The 19,380-nt window shown below is 42.2% G+C and carries 18 protein-coding genes, 1 riboswitch and 1 other annotated feature; all 18 genes read right to left on the bottom strand.

Annotated features, from left to right (window positions below; genetic code table 11):
• Positions 1 to 66 precede the first annotated feature (66 nt).
• Positions 67 to 192: riboswitch (glycine riboswitch) on the bottom strand.
• 187 nt (positions 193 to 379) lie between these two features.
• The 18 genes from pyk to ACW6PM_RS00670 all read right to left on the bottom strand — a co-directional run bounded on the left by pyk (position 380) and on the right by ACW6PM_RS00670 (position 19,352).
• Positions 380 to 1,792, bottom strand: a complete 1,413-nt coding sequence (pyk, locus tag ACW6PM_RS00755) for a pyruvate kinase (RefSeq protein WP_308651049.1) — start codon at positions 1,790 to 1,792, stop codon at positions 380 to 382.
• A gap of 122 nt (positions 1,793 to 1,914) precedes the next feature.
• A complete protein-coding gene (sdaAA, locus tag ACW6PM_RS00750; RefSeq protein ID WP_456055872.1) occupies positions 1,915 to 2,823 on the bottom strand; it encodes an L-serine ammonia-lyase, iron-sulfur-dependent, subunit alpha in 909 nt (302 codons plus the stop codon).
• A 12-nt stretch (positions 2,824 to 2,835) separates the two neighbouring features.
• On the bottom strand, positions 2,836 to 3,498 hold the full coding sequence (gene sdaAB, locus ACW6PM_RS00745) for an L-serine ammonia-lyase, iron-sulfur-dependent subunit beta (RefSeq protein WP_456055871.1): 663 nt from the start codon (positions 3,496 to 3,498) through the stop codon (positions 2,836 to 2,838).
• Positions 3,499 to 3,535: 37 nt separating this feature from the next.
• Positions 3,536 to 5,164, bottom strand: coding sequence for an ASKHA domain-containing protein (locus ACW6PM_RS00740; RefSeq protein WP_456055870.1), 1,629 nt, complete (start codon positions 5,162 to 5,164; stop codon positions 3,536 to 3,538).
• 213 nt (positions 5,165 to 5,377) lie between these two features.
• The gene (locus ACW6PM_RS00735; RefSeq protein ID WP_456055869.1) at positions 5,378 to 6,535 is read right to left on the bottom strand and encodes an FprA family A-type flavoprotein; all 1,158 of its coding nucleotides are present in this window, start codon (positions 6,533 to 6,535) and stop codon (positions 5,378 to 5,380) included.
• A gap of 220 nt (positions 6,536 to 6,755) precedes the next feature.
• The gene (locus tag ACW6PM_RS00730) at positions 6,756 to 7,310 is read right to left on the bottom strand and encodes a GNAT family N-acetyltransferase (protein WP_456055868.1); all 555 of its coding nucleotides are present in this window, start codon (positions 7,308 to 7,310) and stop codon (positions 6,756 to 6,758) included.
• 166 nt (positions 7,311 to 7,476) lie between these two features.
• Positions 7,477 to 8,433: a transposase gene (locus ACW6PM_RS00725; protein ID WP_456055867.1), complete on the bottom strand. Its 957-nt coding sequence runs from the start codon at positions 8,431 to 8,433 to the stop codon at positions 7,477 to 7,479.
• 500 nt (positions 8,434 to 8,933) lie between these two features.
• Positions 8,934 to 9,719, bottom strand: a complete 786-nt coding sequence (locus tag ACW6PM_RS00720; protein WP_456055866.1) for an HD domain-containing protein — start codon at positions 9,717 to 9,719, stop codon at positions 8,934 to 8,936.
• Complete coding sequence (locus ACW6PM_RS00715; protein ID WP_456055865.1) at positions 9,706 to 10,584, bottom strand: hypothetical protein; 879 nt, start codon at positions 10,582 to 10,584, stop codon at positions 9,706 to 9,708. The genes ACW6PM_RS00720 and ACW6PM_RS00715 overlap by 14 nt, the downstream gene beginning before the upstream one ends.
• A gap of 52 nt (positions 10,585 to 10,636) precedes the next feature.
• Positions 10,637 to 12,052, bottom strand: a complete 1,416-nt coding sequence (locus ACW6PM_RS00710; RefSeq protein ID WP_456055864.1) for an alanine/glycine:cation symporter family protein — start codon at positions 12,050 to 12,052, stop codon at positions 10,637 to 10,639.
• A gap of 171 nt (positions 12,053 to 12,223) precedes the next feature.
• Positions 12,224 to 12,430, bottom strand: a complete 207-nt coding sequence (locus ACW6PM_RS00705; RefSeq protein WP_015515874.1) for a hypothetical protein — start codon at positions 12,428 to 12,430, stop codon at positions 12,224 to 12,226.
• Positions 12,431 to 12,522: 92 nt separating this feature from the next.
• The gene (locus ACW6PM_RS00700; RefSeq protein WP_456055863.1) at positions 12,523 to 13,077 is read right to left on the bottom strand and encodes an NUDIX hydrolase; all 555 of its coding nucleotides are present in this window, start codon (positions 13,075 to 13,077) and stop codon (positions 12,523 to 12,525) included.
• A gap of 28 nt (positions 13,078 to 13,105) precedes the next feature.
• Positions 13,106 to 15,118 (bottom strand): methionine--tRNA ligase, encoded by a 2,013-nt coding sequence (gene metG, locus ACW6PM_RS00695; RefSeq protein ID WP_456056077.1) that lies wholly within the window; start codon positions 15,116 to 15,118, stop codon positions 13,106 to 13,108.
• A gap of 244 nt (positions 15,119 to 15,362) precedes the next feature.
• Positions 15,363 to 15,607, bottom strand: a binding site (T-box leader).
• 105 nt (positions 15,608 to 15,712) lie between these two features.
• On the bottom strand, positions 15,713 to 16,306 hold the full coding sequence (locus ACW6PM_RS00690) for a DUF5028 domain-containing protein (RefSeq protein ID WP_456055862.1): 594 nt from the start codon (positions 16,304 to 16,306) through the stop codon (positions 15,713 to 15,715).
• On the bottom strand, positions 16,297 to 16,941 hold the full coding sequence (locus ACW6PM_RS00685; RefSeq protein WP_448754868.1) for an ABC transporter ATP-binding protein: 645 nt from the start codon (positions 16,939 to 16,941) through the stop codon (positions 16,297 to 16,299). Before ACW6PM_RS00685 ends, ACW6PM_RS00690 begins: the two co-directional genes overlap by 10 nt.
• A gap of 1 nt (position 16,942) precedes the next feature.
• The gene (locus ACW6PM_RS00680; RefSeq protein WP_456055861.1) at positions 16,943 to 17,311 is read right to left on the bottom strand and encodes a hypothetical protein; all 369 of its coding nucleotides are present in this window, start codon (positions 17,309 to 17,311) and stop codon (positions 16,943 to 16,945) included.
• Between the two features lie 487 nt (positions 17,312 to 17,798).
• Positions 17,799 to 18,647, bottom strand: a complete 849-nt coding sequence (locus ACW6PM_RS00675; protein ID WP_456055860.1) for a hypothetical protein — start codon at positions 18,645 to 18,647, stop codon at positions 17,799 to 17,801.
• Positions 18,648 to 18,650: 3 nt separating this feature from the next.
• Entirely contained in the window at positions 18,651 to 19,352 is a 702-nt protein-coding gene (locus ACW6PM_RS00670) for a DUF5027 family lipoprotein (protein WP_456055859.1), read from the bottom strand.
• Positions 19,353 to 19,380: the final 28 nt, after the last annotated feature.

Below are 19,380 nucleotides of genomic sequence, written 5' to 3'. Positions count from 1 at the left end.
CATATACGCTGCATATATACAGTCTGATACATGGGATTAAGAAGATTATCTTAAGAATATCTGTCCAATATCTTCTCCGTCCTGTTGCCTGAGAGATTCGTACGAGAAGCAGCATGTGCCATAATATACTGCTTCCTATTCGTACGTTGCACCTTCGGCCCCCGCCAAGCGGGTGTCTCCAGAGAGTCGATCCATTTACAGTTGCACCGCCTGCTGCGGCACCTGAGAGTTTTACTCCTTCGGTAGGCTTTGATAATGTAAAATCGCTGCCGTTTTCCTGCAAACTTCATCTCGAAATTGTTTATGTTAAATTTATTATTTTTATTAACCGTTAAGGATTATATGACAAAAATATCATTTAATCAATAGTACAAATGCACTAAACTGTCTCAACCTTGATCACATTTGTGTTGCCTGTCTTACCGTTGATAAGACCTCCTGTGAGCACTATATGATCACCCTTTTTGAGCTTCATGACACTCTTTGCCTCGTTCATCGCATTGTAGAACATAACCTCCATTGAGTTGTATTCCTCGCACAGAACCGGCTTTACACCCCAGCTCAGGTTCAGCTTGCGCCATGCCTTTTCAGAGGTTGTCATACCTATTATATCAACAGGGCAGCGGAAACGGCTGACCATGCGCACTGTGCGGCCTGTCAGAGAGCTGACAACGATACATTTTGCATCTACATCTATCGCCATAGCGCATGTAGCGTGTGAAATGGCGTCAACTATGCTTTTTGTCTGGAATTCGGCATTGGCAAATCTCTTGCCGTAGTTTATCTGCTTTTCTGTATACTCTGCTGTCTCTGCCATATTTTTGACAGCCTCTACAGGGTATTTACCTGCTGCAGACTCTCCCGAAAGCATGATAGCCGATGAGCCGTCGTATACCGCATTGGCTACATCCGAAAGCTCTGCTCTTGTAGGACGCGGATTGTGAATCATGGACTCAAGCATCTCTGTCGCTGTGATTACGCGTGTACCAAGCATACGGCACTTGTTGATAAGGTACTTCTGTATTGCCGGTACCTCAACTCCCGGAATCTCAACACCGAGATCACCTCTGGCTATCATGATTCCGTTTGCTATCTCGCAGATTTCCTCCACATGATCTACACCTGAGCGGTTCTCAATCTTTGCGATGATTTCGATGTCCTCCCCACCGTTTTCATCCAAAAAGCTTCTAAGATCCGCTACATCCTGCTTTGTAGAAACAAATGATGCGGCAACATAATCCACCTCGTTTTTTATACCAAAAAGCAGATCATCCTTGTCCTGCTCACTTAAATATGCATGCTTCATGACCTTGTTCGGGAAGTTCATGCTCTTTCTGTCAGAAAGTGTACCACCTGCGATAACATCACAGATTGCATTGTTTCCTTTAAGCTCTCTGACCTGCAGAATGATAATACCGTTCGCAACAAGCACGCGGTCACCAACCTTTAAATCCTTGATCAGATTCTCGTAGTTTACTGATACTCGCTCCTGATTTCCTACGATATCATCAGTGGTAAGTGTGAAGGTATCTCCATCCTTGAGCTCTATTTTGCCATTCTCAAAGGTCTTGATACGATACTCAGGTCCCTTTGTGTCAAGCATGATTGCTATTGGCAGATGAAGCTTCTGTCTTACCTTCTTGATTAAATCTATTTTGCCCTGATGCTCCTCATGTGAGCCATGAGAAAAGTTCAATCTGGCAACATCCATACCTGCCTTTATCATCCTGGTGAGGACATCCTCATGTTCACTGGCCGGTCCAATAGTACAGATAATTTTTGTTTTACGCATTGATATTCCTCCTGATGCTGATCACCCTATCAGCTTTTCTTTATAAAATATAATCTCACCCGAAGTCATTATATGACAATTTTCTTCAACAATAAAGTAAAAATATATATTTTTCAATTATTTTACAGCTTCAGGCGGCATGCTGTCGGTGTGACGGCCAGTCCACCCTTTCCGGTTTCCTTGAGCTCCCTGCTCATGAGCTCTCCAATTTCCCTCATCGCATCAAATACCTCATCCGCGGATATGAAGCTCTTTATGCCTGCAAGAGCCATATCTGCCGCACAGAGCGCATTCATGGCTCCGGATGCATTTCTCTTGACACAGGGCACCTCGACAAGCCCTGCAACCGGGTCACATGCAAGGCCAAGCATATTTTTAAGTGCAAGCGCCGCGGCATCTGAAATATATTCATCACCGCCGCGCAGATATGCCAAAGCTCCGGCCGCCATAGCACTCGATGTGCCTATCTCCGCCTGACAGCCTCCGGCTGCACCTGAAATACTGGCTCTTTGCGCTATGACATTGCCTATGCCTGCTGCAACTAAGAGTGCTTCTGTCATGCGCTTTTCAGTTCTTTTTCCACCATTATCAGATATAAAATCATCTGTTTTTTCGTAAAAGTTCTCATAGTTAATGAGCACTGCCGGAACCACGCCGCATGAGCCTGCCGTAGGAGAAGCTACTATCCTCTTCATGCAGGCATTGCTCTCCGCCATCTTGATCGCCGTTGCCATGACATGTGAACCAAACTCACCGCACAGTGCCCCATTTTTCCGGTCAAGGCTAAAATCATCGGCATATTTTTGCATTTTGGCTCCATTGCCGCCGGAGAGGCCACTGTGCGACTTAAGCTTCTCGTCATAGTCACTGTCAGCCGCCTTCATCACTCTGTACATCGACGTCATTTTATCAAAGATACTCTGCTCATCAGTCAGCGAATCCCTCGCCTCCTCGTGCAGTATTGCCTCGTAAAAATGGCAATTGTGCTCACTCATATATTTTTCTATATCTGCCATTGAAGAAAATGCCATTGCGTGTCCTCCTTAATCGCCACAGTCACAATACGTAACCTTTATGATGCCATGAGCCTGTTCAAGCCCCGTAAGTGCAGCCTTCGGAATCTTCTGGTCACACTCTATGACCGTAACCGCCATCCCTCCGGGGCACTCCCTGTAAAGCTGCATGGTTGCAATATTCACCTTCTGCTCACGAAGGATTTCCGTCATCATCGCAATATGCCCCGGTTCATCCACGTTGTGAACCACGAGTGTAGGATAATCTCCTGAAAAGTTGGCATCAAGACCGTCTATTTTTCTGATTTTAATCCTGCCTCCGCCTATCGACTCTGCAACAATCTCCAGCTCTCTGCCACTTTCTCCTGTCATATTTAAAACTGCCGTGTTGGGGTTTGCCCCGGTGAGCTTCGCCTCGTAAAATTCAAACTGCATTCCCTTTTTGGCGGCAATCTCAAAGCTTTTTGGGATTCTGCCATCATCCGGCTTCATACCCAAAAGCCCTGCAACCAGCGCCCTGTCAGTGCCATGCCCCTTTCCTGTCGCCAGAAACGAGCCGTACAGCCCGATTTTCACGCTCCTTACAGGCTCATCCATCAGCTTGCAGCATATATATCCAATCCTTACAGCTCCCGCAGTGTGAGAGCTTGACGGACCGACCATCACCGGTCCTATTATGTCAAATATACTCATAGAAGCTCCTTTCCTTTTTGAATAGCTACACTATTATTTAAAAATTCATATGCTCCACATATATTTCATCGAAATGCGGATACGATGCCAGCTCGATATATCTCATTTTCCCGCTGATATCAAGCGCACTTTCCCAGGCTTCCTGCGATAATGCTGCCGAAACAGCTCCGTTTCCTGCCGCATTTCCCACTTCTTTAGCTCTGTCCAAAAGCTCCGGTGGAAACAGTCCGATTGCTGCCGCACTTGCCTTGTCAATATAGTTTCCAAAGCCTCCTGCAAATGTAAGTATATCCAAATCACAGGGCTTACAGCCATATTCCTTAAAAAGAATATCAATTCCTGCCGCTATCGCGCCCTTCGCAAGCTGCAGCTTCCTGATATCCTCCTGCGTAATGTAGACTCCCGGTGCAATATGAACAGCAAGAGAGGACTCTGTGCTCTGTGCGGCATCCTCCGCTTCCACCTCAAACACATACGACCTAAACAGTATAGGAAGCTCCTGTCCGCTTAAAATCGTGCCGTTTTCATCTATGATTCCGGCTTTCAGAAGAATGGCAAGCGCATCGATGAGCCCTGAACCGCACAGTCCAACAGGTCTGTCATTTCCGATAACCGAATACCTAATTCTACGTCCTTCCAGCCATACCTTATCCACTGCTCCCCTTGACGCCGGCATGCCCATCTCAATCTGCGCACCCTCAAAAGCAGGTCCTGCCGCTGTGGCACAGCACACATATCTGTCGCCTTTTCCAAGCGCCATCTCGCCGTTTGTTCCGATATCCAGATAAAGTGTCAGCTTTCTGCAGTTGACTGTTTCCATCATGCCTGCTGTTATATCTCCGCCTACAAAGCCTGATACCGCAGGAAATATAATCATGGTTTGACAATTCTCAAGTCCTATATCCAAAGGATTAAATGCTCTGCCAAAATATTCATCCGGCATAAACGGTGCCCTGCCAAGCTTTTCCGGTGAAATTCCCATAAGCAGATGACACATAACCGTATTTCCGGCAACTGAAAACAGGCAGACCTCAGTTCTGCCACATTCCATGAGCATATCTGATATGAAGCCGTTCAGCAGGGACACTATCTGTGTCTGCATCATCTGCAGGCCGCCATTCGCTTTATCGTTATCATCCGCCCTCGCTGCCGCATCAATTCTGGAAAGCACATCTGCTCCAAAGCTGCGCTGTGGATTGGCACCGCTTCTGGTTGAGATAATCTGTCCGGTCTCTTTATCAATCAGATAGCAGACTACTGTTGTGGTTCCGATATCACAGGCCGCCAGAGTGCCGGCATTTGATTCGACTTTTTCGGGTTCATTTGCAGTTTCTTCCTTTAAGACAGCATTCCTTTTCACATGCTCATTAAATTTTTCAGATATGCTTCCTTCATTTGTCAGAACAACCATGCTGTCTTCTTTGGTTCCGGTGCTTTCTTTTCTCCCAACAATAATTTCCATGCCGTCACAAATCTTTGTTTGACATGCCAACACTTCCTTATAGTATGGTTTTGTCACCGTCACCTTGCACTTGCCGCAGGTGCCTTTTCCTCCGCACGGAGCTTCTATTTCCGTGACACCGTGACTGCGGCAGTATTCAAGAATGGTGGTGTTGCCGGCTGTTTTGCTATCTGTGTTAAGATTTATGGTAATTCGCTGCTGCATATATTTTACCTCATTTGACATTTTACTATTATGGCTTTTTCTTTGATTGTATGATAGCACATTTATATATACTTTTATACAATTACATTAACATAAAAACCCGGACAAACGCCCGGGTCTTCATTGATCCATATATACTATGCCGTATTAAACTATGTCGTCTAAGCTATGCCATCTAATTCATGTTATCTAATCCATGCCACCTGAATTATTCTATCTAGTAAGTGCTGCAACAAGCTCCTCCATCTGCTTTTCAGATGCATCATTGAGAGTAGATTTAATTGTAACAACCGGCTCAACACACTCAATATTCTTGAAGCCCTCAACAATAGCCTTCATCTGACGTGCTGCTGTAGGAGCCCATGAACCGTTTTCCACGAAAGCAATCTTACGATTCTGATAAGTCTTTGCCTTGAGATGATGTAAGAAATCCTCCATTGGTGGGAAAATGCCTCCATCATAGGTGCATGCACAGAGCACAAGTCTGTCGTATCTGAATGCATCCTCAACAGCCTCTGCCATATCATCCCTGCAAAGGTCTGTAAATGCAACCTTTACGCCTGTAGCCTTGAGCTTTTCTGCTAAAAGCTCTGCTGCCTTCTTTGTATTGCCGTGAATAGAAGCACATGCCACAAGGATTCCCTCATCCTCTGGCTGATAGCTGCTCCATGTATTGTATTTGTCAATGTAGAAGCCAAGGTTCTCTGTGAGAATCGGTCCGTGAAGAGGACAAATTTTTTCAATGTCAAGCCCTGCTGCCTTTTTGAGAACTGCCTGCACCTGAGCACCATACTTTCCAACAATATTAAAGTAATAGCGTCTTGCCTCACATGTCCAGTCCTCATCAGTGTCGAGTGCACCAAACTTGCCAAAGCCATCTGCCGAGAAAAGTACCTTGTCTGTTGACTCGTACTCCATCATAACCTCCGGCCAGTGAACCATAGGAGCCATAACGAATGTAAGCTCATGCTTTCCAAGAGAAAGCTTATCTCCCTCTGCGACAACAACCTTTCTGTCAGTTAAATCTATATCGAAAAACTGTCCCATCATGTTAAAGGTCTTTGCATTACCGACAATCTGCATATCAGGATATGCCTCTGCTGCCTTCTGGATATTAGAAGCATGATCCGGCTCCAAATGGGAAACAACGAGATAATCCGGCTTTCTGTCACCGAGCGCCTCTCTCAAATTGGCAAACCATTTATCCGTAACTCTTGCATCTGCTGTATCCATGATTGCAATTTTGTCATCCATAATCACATATGAGTTGTATGAAACACCGTTTGGAACAACATACTGGCTCTCAAATAAATCAATGTCCTTGTCGTCCACACCGATGTAAATAATGCTGTCTGTAATCTTCTTGTCCATGATAGGTACCTCCTGCTAATAATCTCTACATAAATTAGTAATTATTACTATTTTTGATTAGATTATATGACAAAAGTATCATTCGGTCAACCGGATAAATTGTATTTTTTTGTATTTTTTGTGTAAAAATCAATCCAAGCTATCTATGTTGCATACCTTGTTACATGCCTTACACATATTTAGCACCTTTTCCTTTTTATCCTTAATGTCAGTTCCTGTCTCAATATAACCTATCACCTGCAATAATTGCCCATAAAGCAGTATCGATATACTCACCATTTTTATAATATTTTTGTCTGGCAATGCCTTCTAACACCATGCCGCATTTCTTTAATACCGCAGAGGAAGCATCATTTCCATAGAATACTTCTGCCTGAACTCTGTTAAATCCAACTCTATCAAAGGCATAATCTAAGACAGCCTCCAATACTTCTGTCATAATGCCTTTATTCCAAAATCCGGGAGACAGCATATAGCATGTATCACACATATGACATGTTTCTTCCACATTTCCCAAATTAATTGTTCCTATCAATTCTCCCGTTTCTTTCCACTCAACTACCCAATGAAAATATGAACCCGACTCATAATTAGATATCCAATGTTTTACCTTGTCCCTATATATTTCTATATCATCAACAGGATTAAATGGATAGTATCTGCAAACTTCATCATACTTAGCCCAATTTTCATACATCATAGTATAATCGGATAGTTTGATTCTTCGTAAAATGCATCGTTTTGTTTCAAAATTCTGTGTACCTATATAATTCATCAATTATTCCTTTTTATATTCAAAATAAATTTCTGCAAATATCTATTAAGCATCTGCATGGCAAAATATGCAGATACAATATACATCTACTTTCCCTGTCATATAAAAATCATGCCCCAACACACATCTGCTGGGGCAATTTCTGTTATACTTTTAATCTATTATACTACACCAATTCGGGAATTTTATAACCTGCTTTTTTCATTGCGTCTGCGAAGTCATCTAATGACATACTCACTCTCCTTGCGCCCACCTCTGGGTCTAATATACCATCTTGAACAAGCGAATATACTTCAAGACATCTTCCTTGCTTCATACCCTCCTGAATGCCAAGCTTTTTATGATCATCCCATGCCTTACACATATTTACCACCTCTTCCTTTTCATCATACTTAATGTCAGTTCCTACAAATAAATTGATAGCCGCAATTGTCTCAACGTCAACCCTTGTAAAGGTTTCGTCTTTTGTAATTAAATCATTCAGCTTCCCCTCATCTGAAGCATTTTTTAGCACTTCAAACAGTGGTCTCAGTCCTGTTTTGAACTTGGAAAAATCCGTAATCTCCAGTGGATTCAACAGATTAATCCTGTAATCGTTGATAAATGGTCGAAATCTCTCGTCCATATGAGGCATCATCTCAACAAGACTTCTTGGACCATCCCAGTTTTTTGTTCCAAGATATAATGTAATTGTAATCACCGGTGTCAGCCTATCCTCAAGTGTAAACCCTGATAAAAACTCATCTGATGATTTATAATCTTTGTTTTTCTGATGATGCTTCTTCGCCTCGTTGACCTGTTCTCCATAATTCATGGCATCATAAATCATAGTCTTAACCGGCATCGAATAATGAACATCTGTCTGTGCCTCTATCCCCATCAGTACGATGTATACTGATTCTGTATATTTTACAGACACCCCCTTTAGCAAATCTCTCCATTTCTGCTTAACAATCTGCTTCTTATCAATACCGAAAACAGATAACACCTCTGTGGTGTCACATTCCTTTAAATTCTCCGGTTTGATAACCTTCTCTCCGTCAAACAATACATAATTACAGATTTCACTAAACCTCGTATTGTCCGACAAATACTCCTTTGCCTTCGAATCCTTTGTACCCAAATTAACCTCCTCTTCTTGTGTGAGCAGGAAATTTGAAGTCGAATAAAAATACTGTATACTTATGCTTTCCACGTATATGATGTGTACAATAATCACTTATATAAAAGCCGGCAAAATCCCCGCACCCCGCTTTTCTTGCAATGTTTTCACATCTGACATTTCAATTTTCCTGCTATTAACTGGTAACATAAAGCATTGAAAATTTCCATGTCTTTGTCGAAAAATGCGAAGTGGTCTGCCCTCTTCAAAGTGATACGCACCGGAAAAATATGCTGTGGTGTCGTATTTACAGAAATATAATGCTTTGAGTTGATTGTAGCACAGAGAAGTAAGCTTGTCATTATATTTTTATATTTCAGCTACCTGCTATTCCAAAAACAACTCAAACCCATAACAGCTTTTCTCAAATCCATACCTCTCATAAAATGCATGTGCAGCTTTTCTAGGCATACCCGAATCCAATATGATTGCCTTGCAGCCACGCGCTCCTACATTAGTCACTATAATGGTCTGACTGACTCAACGTATTCGTTTAGCTTCGCTCTTATCTCTTCAAACTGCTTTCCTGTAACCTCATTATCCGACTCAAATGCCATCATTTTGTCAAGATATCCTCGCTCCTTTGCTATCTGAAGGCTGATAGGATAAACCAGCTCAAATGTCAGTGCAATGTGCCCTGCCACATGGTCTACCACGGTCTTTTTACAGGAACGAAGTACCGCATGTCTCTCATCAAAGGCTGCCATAACCTCAGGACTTACCTGCGAATTTCTCAGTTCCTCCGTCGTCACATTATATATATCCTCTGCCGGAGTATCTACATTTACCCTGAAAATATCTACCTTATCAGCATCCCTTAGTATATTGCAAAACATAACCGTATAATCATCGAGCCTCTCATCTATCCTGAAAGCGCTGTGATTTCTTATTGCATTTTCAACAATTGTGCCGTATTTATCATCATGAAATCCATCCACATATGTGTCGATAAGTCCTTCCTTAAACAACAGGTCTGCTCCAAAATTTGCATGATCAACAGACTGTGCATCGTTAAATGTGTTATAACGCTTAATCTGTTCAAATCTTCCGACATCATGCAGCATCCCTGTGAGCCATGCCACATCTGTCTCATATTCATCAAGCTTTAAATCACTTGCTATCAGCTCGCAAAGCTCCGCTACCCTATAGGTATGGTCTATTTTGAGCTTAATCTTTGGGTCTGTGGCGTTGTACCCTGATGTGTATTCTGCGAATGTGTTTTTTACTCGTTCTCTATCTATTATCATGTTTGTTATCCTTCCCGCCTCTCATCGCTACAGCTCCCGGCGATGATATTGCACTTCCCAATACAAGCTTCACCAGCCAGATAAAAAATACTATCACAAGTACAGGAATAAGACACGTTGTAACTATAAGCACTGCCAGTCCATCAATGAACTTGTTGACCATGTTCTTTACACTATTTGCCGTAACTGACAATGTATTTTTCACACTGTTTACTGCATCCTTCGCCTTATCTATAAAGCTGCTTTCAGTATCCTTACTCTTCTTGCTATCCTTATCATCATCCTTTGATGCTTCTGATTCATCTGCTAAATCATTTGCTTCATCAATCGTCGCATTAATTGACTCCTGGTATGTACTGTAAATCATTTTTGAAACATGCACACTTACCGGAATAACCGCATATATTGCCAGTCCAAAAATGAATATTTTGACACCTATTTTCCAAAAGAACTCCTTTTTACTTCCAAAATATACTGCCAATGCCAGCATTGATACCGGAATAAGCCATTTGAAGGTAAGCGCGCCCAAAATAGTCAGCAGATATTTTTCAAGATATATTGCTGATACAACAATCAAAAAATATCCTGCCAGATCCATTAATTTATTTGCAACAGGAGTTCCGTCGTCTCCCGGTGCTAATGTAATAAGTGTTGAAACTGCTGTAGCACTTGCGCTCAGCTCCAGCGCAGTTGTTTTCTTTTCATCGAGATACTTTATAGTTTCTTTGTTTATTTTTGACTCAGGCGATGAATAGCTTTTTGCAAGTCCAAAAAATGAAATACCAGCAATAATTATACACACTATAATTGCAACTACTCTGAATAGCAGGCTTCTTTCAAACGATGAATCAATTTTATTTTCCATAATGACTTATACCCTCATATTCTATAAAAATGTTCTTTTCACCTTTTCCCGGCTATTCTTTATTCTTCACGGTAGATGAAGCTCCCTCGCCGGCAAAATATTCCTTCACCAGCTTTACAACTACACCCGAAAGCAAAAATACCGCAATAAGGTTTGGTATGACCATAAGACCATTAAAGGTCTCCGCTATGCTCCACATCAATCCAAGGTTCATTGTCGCACCGACTATCGCAACAAGCGAATATACTACCATGAACGGCTTATTTGCCTTGGTTCCGAATAAGAACTCTATGCATCTGGTTCCATAAAGTCCCCAGCCTATGATGGTAGAAAATGCAAAACAGCACATGGCAACCGCTGTAAAGATTGATACCCAGCCGCCGTAGGTGGATGTAAATCCGCTGATGGTAAGCTCTGCGCCTGCTGCTTCTCCATAGCCCACAGAAACTCCGCTGCAGAGTATGACAAGTGCTGTGAGTGTACATATCACGATAGTATCCACAAACACCTCAAATATACCAAAGAAGCCCTGCTTTACAGGCTTTTTTGTGTCTGCACAAGCATGCGCGATAGAGCCTGTTCCAAGACCTGCTTCGTTGGAAAAAATTCCCCTGGAAACTCCCTTTTTCATGCTCATAAAGAAGCTTCCGACCGCTCCGCCTGTCACTGCTGACGGATTGAAAGCGCCCTCTATTATGGCTCCAAATACACCCGGTATAGCTTTAAAGTTGACGATTACTACTCCAAGTGCCAGCAGAATATACATGACTGCCATAAACGGCACAAGCTTTTCAGTAACCTGGCCTATGCGCTTGATTCCCCCAAGCAGAATAAGCGCTATAAGTGTGGCAAGCACTATTCCTATTATGAGATTGAGCGTTGATGCCGACTCGCTTGAAATTACATCGTAATTATATAAAGCTGAATCAATCGCTGTGGTTATGGTGTTTACCTGTGTAGCGTTTCCGGTACCGAACACGGTGAGCACTCCAAACGCTGAGAACAGATAGGCAAGCCAGTGCCAGTGCTTTTTAAGACCGTTTTTAATATAGTACATAGGACCGCCTACCAGGTCGCCGTTTGCATTTCTCTCATGAAAATGTACAGCGAGTGTGACCTCCGAGAACTTGGTGCACATGCCAAGAAGTGCTGAAATCCACATCCAGAATACCGCTCCCGGCCCACCTATCGCGATGGCTCCCGCTACTCCTGCCACATTTCCTGTGCCGACAGTCGCCGCAAGTGCCGTACACACTGCCTGAAACGGTGTGAGCGCTCCGTCGGATGCTTCACGTTTTTTGAGCATCCTGCCAAGTGTAACCTTCATCGCATACGGAAACTTTATAATCTGAATAAATCCCGTTCTGAAGCTCAAAAGCAGCCCGACGCCTATGATACATATCATCGCAGGCACGCCCCAGATAAAATTGTTGACTACGTCATTGACTTTTTCTATTACTGATAACATCTTTTTCTCCTAGTTAAATTTAGTGTAACGTATAGAGTATAACACGGTTTGTACAATTTTTAATATATTAAATTTCATTTTCCGGTAATTTTTCTTTATAAAAACACCCGGATACGGCAATTTAGCTATATCCGGGTGTTTATTTTTGTATAATATGTACAGGATAATCCTCTACAATCCCTGTGTCATCTTGTAATCTATAAGTGTCATGAGTGATTCTGACTCGATGGCGAGCTGCTCACACTCCTCGATCCACTTGTCATAGGCTTCACTCGCCTCATCCTCAGGCTCCTTTGCTTCGAGTGCCTCCATCATGGCGTTGACCTCGGCAAATTCTGCCTTGATATCCTCTAAGAGAGAGTCTTTTGTTGATTTCATGGTTTCCTCCCAATTCTTTGTTACAGCTCATTTCCGTGAATCCGGTAACCGGCATATTCATATAATTTAGAGTGCTGTTTATCCTCTGTTTATTATATGTTCGCGTCAAAGTGCGGCTCAAGCATCTCAAGCTCCGCCACATCTATGCAGTTTGGAATCGCGCCGTCTATTACATCCTGCTTGCACTCTGCGTAGTCAAACCACTTTACAGAGTCGATTTCCTCCTTCTGCACGGTGATATCCGCTTCGTCCACGTCAAGCCACAGCAGAAACACCTTGCTTATCTGATTGTCCAGGAATCTTTCTCCGTGAAACACCTCGTCTGCATGGTGTCTGTGCAGTCCACAGTCGATAAGCTGTGCCGGATCTATTGTAAGGCCCAGCTCCTCCTTAAGCTCCCTGAGCGCAGACGGTATATAGTCCACACCGGCCGGTATGTGTCCCGCGCTTGATATGTCGTAGCAGCCCGGAAAGGAGTCTTTTTCCATGCACCTTTTCTGTAAAAGTATCTGTATGGAGTTTCCACAGCGTCTGACTATCCAGACATGCGCAGTCCTATGAAGTATATTGTTTCTGTGCGCCTGCTTGCGCTCTACGGTCTGTCCTGTTGGATTTCCCTGCTCGTCCACTATATCAAAATATTCCATATGAGACTCCTTTCTTGTCGCTTACGTCCTATTCGATAGGTGCTCCTGCCGGCATTGGTTTCTCCGGTGTCAGGAGTGCGAGATTGCCCTCTGCATCCTCTGCACAGAGCAGCATTCCCTCTGATAAAACACCTGCGAGCTTAGCAGGCTTTAAGTTTACGAGAACCATTACCTTCTTGCCTACCATCTCCTCAGGAGAATAGTACTTTCTGATTCCTGATACTATCTGCTTTGTCTGGTTTCCAATCTTTACCTGTGAGCAGAGAAGCTTCTTTGACTTCGCAACTGCCTCACATTTTACGATTTCGCCAACCTGGAACTGGAGCTTTTCAAAGTCATCAAATGTGATTTCTTCCTTTGCTTCAATATCCATAGGCTCAAGATCTGTGGCATTTTCACCTGCGCCACATCCACACGCTGCCTTGCCCTCAACTGCTGCAAGCTTAGCCTGCTCCGCCTCAAACTCTGCTTTCTGTGCTGCCTGGATTTTCTCTACCTCAGGCATCACATCCTCTGCCTTTAATCTGCCAAAGAGGATTTCAGGCTTGTCTGTAACCTTTGTGCCGCTCTCATAGAGACCGAATTGGTCAAGGTCATCGAAATCGCGGAGTGTTGTGTTAAGCTGTGCTACAATCTTTTCTGCTGTCTCAGGCAGGAATGAATGAAGCAGGCTTGCTCCGATTGCGATAGACTCTGTGAGGTTGTAAAGCACCTCAGCAAGACGATCCTGCTGTGCCTCGTCCTTTGCAAGCACCCAAGGAGTTGTCTCGTCGATGTATTTGTTGCAGCGGCGGAAAAGTGCGAATACCTCTGTGATGGCATCTGCCACACGAAGTCCCTCCATCTTCTTTGCCACTTTTTCTCTTGTTCCTGTGACTACAGCCTTAAGATCTGCGTCAATGGCAGTCTGGTCTGCATCGCCTGTTGCACCTGTGCTCTTTACGATGCCGTCAAAATATTTATTGCTCATGGAAACTGTTCTGTTTACAAGGTTTCCAAGTATGTTTGCAAGGTCTGAGTTGAATCTCTCGATTACAAGATCCCATGTGATGATTCCGTCGTTCTCGAATGGCATCTCATGGAGCACAAAGTAACGTGTGGCATCTACGCCGAAAAGTCTGACCATATCGTCTGCGTAGATAACGTTTCCTTTTGACTTACTCATCTTATCACCGCCCTGAAGCAGCCATGGGTGTCCGAATACCTGCTTTGGAAGCGGAAGGTCAAGTGCCATAAGGAAAATAGGCCAGTAAATAGTGTGGAAACGCACGATATCTTTTCCGATAAGGTGCAAATCTGCAGGCCAGTTTTTCTTGAAAAGCTCTGATGATCCGTCAGGATCGTAGCCGATTTTGGTGATATAGTTTGTGAGGGCATCAAGCCATACATACACTACATGCTTTGGATCGAAGTCTACCGGGATTCCCCAGCTGAATGATGTTCTCGATACGCAAAGATCCTGAAGTCCCGGAAGCAGGAAGTTGTTCATCATCTCATTTTTCCTTGAAACCGGCTGGATGAAATCAGGGTGTGTATTGATGTAGTCGATGAGTCTGTCTGCATATTTGCTCATCTTGAAGAAGTATGCCTCTTCCTTTGCAGGCTGTACCTCACGTCCGCAGTCCGGGCATTTTCCGTCCACGAGCTGTGACTCTGTCCAGAAGGACTCACATGGTGTACAGTAAAGTCCCTCGTATGAGCCTTTGTAGATGTCTCCCTGATCGTAAAGCTTCTTGAAGATTTTCTTTACACATTTCTCATGGTCATCATCTGTTGTGCGGACAAAATTGTCATATGATGAATTTACCATATCCCAGATTCTCTTTACCTCACCTGAAATCTGATCTACATACTCCTTCGGTGAAATTCCGGCTGCCTCAGCCTTTTCCTGGATCTTCTGTCCGTGCTCATCTGTTCCTGTCTGGAAATATACGTCGTATCCCTCTGCTCTCTTGTATCTGGCGATTGCGTCTGCAAGGATGATCTCATATGTGTTTCCGATATGAGGCTTGCCTGATGTGTACGCAATGGCTGTTGTCATGTAATATTTACCTTTGTTTGCCAATTTAGTTTCCTCCTGGTTTTCTTAAAATGCGTATAAATACATAACTCCACCCTCAAATTCGCCTTTTCAAGGCTTCTCCGCTGCTTCGCAGCTACAATTTTCGGTCTCCGTTATGCCGTCTGATTTCGCATAAAGCACTTATGCAAACAAGTTTGCGCGTTCTTTATGCTCATCATACTTCTTTTATACGCTAAAAAACGCCTCCTCAGGAGAAAACTCCCAAGAAGACGATTATATCGTGGTACCACTTCTCTTCACGCAGCTATCAAAATCATCCGGCGTCTTTTGCCGGCACTGCTACGCCTCTTTCCGCTATAACAGGCGGTTCCTGTCAGTATCTAGCCAATGGTTCGATACTGCTGCTCCAAAGCCATGTTCCTCCTACTTTAGGTCATCCCCTCTCAGCCTGTGTGGGATTTCTCTGTAAATCTGCCATAAAAGTACTCTCTTTTTCGTCGCTTTTATCTCATACATTTCTAGAGTAGCATGTGGCTTTTAAATTGTCAACTGTTGTAAGTCAACAAGAATAAGTTTTTACAAAATTTACTATTTGCTTGTTTTTGCTTCTTTTCACCCTGCTTTCAATAGCTTTCTATTTGGAAACTCAGAGATTTCCAGCATTGGTGCTTTTTTCTGCATATCCTCTTTTGTACAGCCCTCAGTCCTTGTAATAGGATAAGGCAGCTCAAATTCCATGCTCGTTCCCTTTCGGAGTGAAAATGCTATTCCCGGCATATCAGGGTACATTGTGCAAAAAACATTCTCACTTACAAGTGCCATATAATTATCCCCTGTGAGACTATAACGATCCAGCATCAGCCCACCTTCCTCTCCAAGGTCGCAGTCTTTATTATAGATACGAACCTTTAACAGACAATAAAAAGGAGTATTTTTTACTGTTGCTTCATCTGCCTGTCCCATATTATAACGCTCATAAAGTTCTTTTGTATCTACTACCTCATAGCCCAGAACCTGTACAGCATATCCGTCGATGCACTCTTCAACAGTATCCACATAATCATTTCCAAAATCTACAGTTTCTCCCACATCATATATGTATGTCGGTACTTTATCAGCATTTTTATTAACCACAATGACACGGACTGTAAATAAAACGAGAAAGATCAATCCACAAACAAGAAGCACTCTATTTCTCACCCACATATCCTGCCCTCCTTAAGTTTTACGATTTCATCAGATAATTCCTCCAATGTCTGCATATCATGGCATGAAATGATCACAAGTGCTCCCCGCTCTTTCTGTTTTCTCACAACTGATTTAACCATTTCCTTTCCATCATCATCCAGGGCATTTGTCGGCTCGTCTAATACTACGATATCGGGATTTCCAAGAACTGCTGCCGCAATCCCCAGTCTCTGTTTCATCCCAAGTGAATACTTTTTATATTTTTTCTTTCCCGCCAGTCCGAGTCCTACGTCATCAATTAATCCACAGATTTCATCCTCCATGCTCTTTTTATCCACATTACTATCCACTTTTGCAAGAAACTTTAAATTATCCGGTCCTGAATACATATCCAGAAACGCAGGATTTTCCAGTAAAAATCCAATGCTCTCCGGAAAATCTATATCTTTTCCAAGTTCTTTGCCATCAATACACACTTTGCCGCTCGTTGGACGTATCAATCCAATAAGTGCTCTCATAAGCATAGTCTTTCCCGAGCCGTTTATTCCCTGAAAGCCATATACTTTTCCTGATGACATATCCAGATTTATGTCTTCAAGCACTACGCTTTTATTGATTGTTTTACAAAGTTTTTCTACCTCTATATGTGCCATTCTAGTTTTCCTCCTGAATAATGTTATACTTTTTAAACCTTATCACACCCACTATAACTGTTATAAATATTATTAAACACATAACAGGGATTCCAACTTTGCAGTCTATACCATCCTCATTTATCCACGAATGCCTTATCAGCATTGCATAATTTCCAATAACAAACACGCTTTGAAAATATGCTGATAGCAGCAAAACCATGCTCATTACCATAAAACTGTATATCGGCTTAAGCCAAAGTCCCAGTGCCATTTGTATCTGACATATTGCTACAGATAACATAAAAACCATTACTATATCTCCAACCGGCATTATTGCATGCGGCTTAAGTGATGTATCTGCCCCCAGATCAAAAAGAACTATCTGCATATCTGTATTTACCTGCAATCCGGACTTTATGCCGCTTATACTGCAAAAACACAAAATTAATATAAAAATTATTCCGAAGAAAATAATATTGCAGAACAGATTCCATATACATTTTGACAACCACCATTTCACACGGCTTTTTCCCTTTACCAGAATCTTATTTCCAAAACCGCATAAATTGTTCATGGGATAACTCAGAGTCACAAAAAGTATCATTACAAAAAGCAGCATCCATATAACGGGGAATTGAAATACATTTTCCACAGACAATTCATATTTTTCCATGCCTCCGAAATTGTATAAAAGAACATCTCCCATATGCTTTTGTGTACTTATACCATACTGCGCATACGAATTCATTTTCTGCCACAGCATAAACAGTACAGCCGTTTCAAATAAAATCGGAAACAATAATAATTTCAGGTTTTTTATGCAGCCATTTTTTATGTCATAACATAACATTTTCCACATTTTCATATATGCATCCTCACATTACATCTTTTTTATGTATCAAAACCACATTAACTATTATTGTTATAACAGCCATTAACATAGCCATTAAAACTATGATCCAAAGTTTTGCCGGATATCCGGTCTGTACACACTTGGTAAAATAAAATGGTGAAAATTGATAATTTTCTGCACCAGGAGTATTTGAAAATAACATATTATTAAGTACATTTAATACCATGCAGACAGCAAACGGAAAAATACAATTAACCCATTTATATTTAATAAACTGTGCCGACAGCATCGTAATACATGCCAAAGCTCCGCAAAACATAAAATCAACCAGCATATATACCGCTACATAAGCAAATGGCTGCGTATAATATAGGCTTGAAAATAGAGAATTGCCAAAAACACCATACATAGTGTCATATGTAGGAACAGGTGTTATCGCCGGAATAAAAAGCGCAGTCAGCATAAAATTGATGATTAGCGGCACTACCATTGCAAGACCACCGGCAATAAATGTTGCCAGAAATTTGGCTGTCAGATAGCTTTTCTCTCCTGCTCTTACCAGGATTTGACGCATATATCCGCTGTTTTTTTCTCCACAAAATGACCAGCCGTACGGCAATGCTATAAGCAGCGGAAACACAAAAAAGTATAGTGATGACCCTAACGAAAAGCCTTCACCACCAATCCAATGATTAAATAGCGTAAATCCCTCATAACAAGGATTGATACCATCATATATCTGACTGTTGTATACAAGATTTACATTATAAACCAGCCCTACTATGCCAATCATAGTTCCTATGATTATGGATATGACAAAATATCTAGTCTTAATCGCCTTGTTAAGCTCAATTTGTAATACATTTTTCATATGCTACTCCAATCCGGGATCTATAAACTGCCTGTACTCTTCATCACCATTAAAATTCACCGCCAGATAAAGTTTGCTTAAGTCCATATTATCAATCTGCAGCAATGCCGGATCTACACAAAATCCTATCTGAGCGTCAAGCGACTGTCCCTGCACCAGTGTATAATCATATATCCCATGCTCATTGTCCTTTGCATTTGAAAAATAAACCGGATAGCCTAAAAGCTGACAGACACCATTAATATCATATACCAGGGAAATATCCCCTACAGTGCATATTTCATCCTCGATATTTTTTACAGATATATCGCAAAGCAGAAGCTTTCCACAGGCCACCTCATCCTTTTTCAGTATCGCAGGCTTTTCGGGATCAGCTCCCATATAATAATCGGTTTCTAGAAGTTTATCCTGCACACCATCAATTTCAGCCGCAGTATCATATATTTTTACACTATTTACAATATAACTTTTGGCAACGTATTCTCTATTTGTGCCGTAATCCACGGTTTTCACCTGAATTTCATCTCCAATATTATAAATATCACTTTCATTATCTATCACTATATCCTCAACCTCAGGTCTATCGCTTTCATCACCTTTACCCAGGTTGCCGTAGCTTTGTTTTTGATTTGACGAGCAACCTGAAAATGTGGTTATAAGCATTGAAATTGCCATGATTGCAGTGAATATTTTTCTCTTATCCATAAATTTTCTCCTACCACTTATAATTCAA

Source organism: Agathobacter sp. (genome assembly GCF_977054825.1).
The sequence above is the reverse complement of the archived record's forward strand: the minus strand, read 5'-3'. Positions and strand labels throughout refer to the sequence as shown.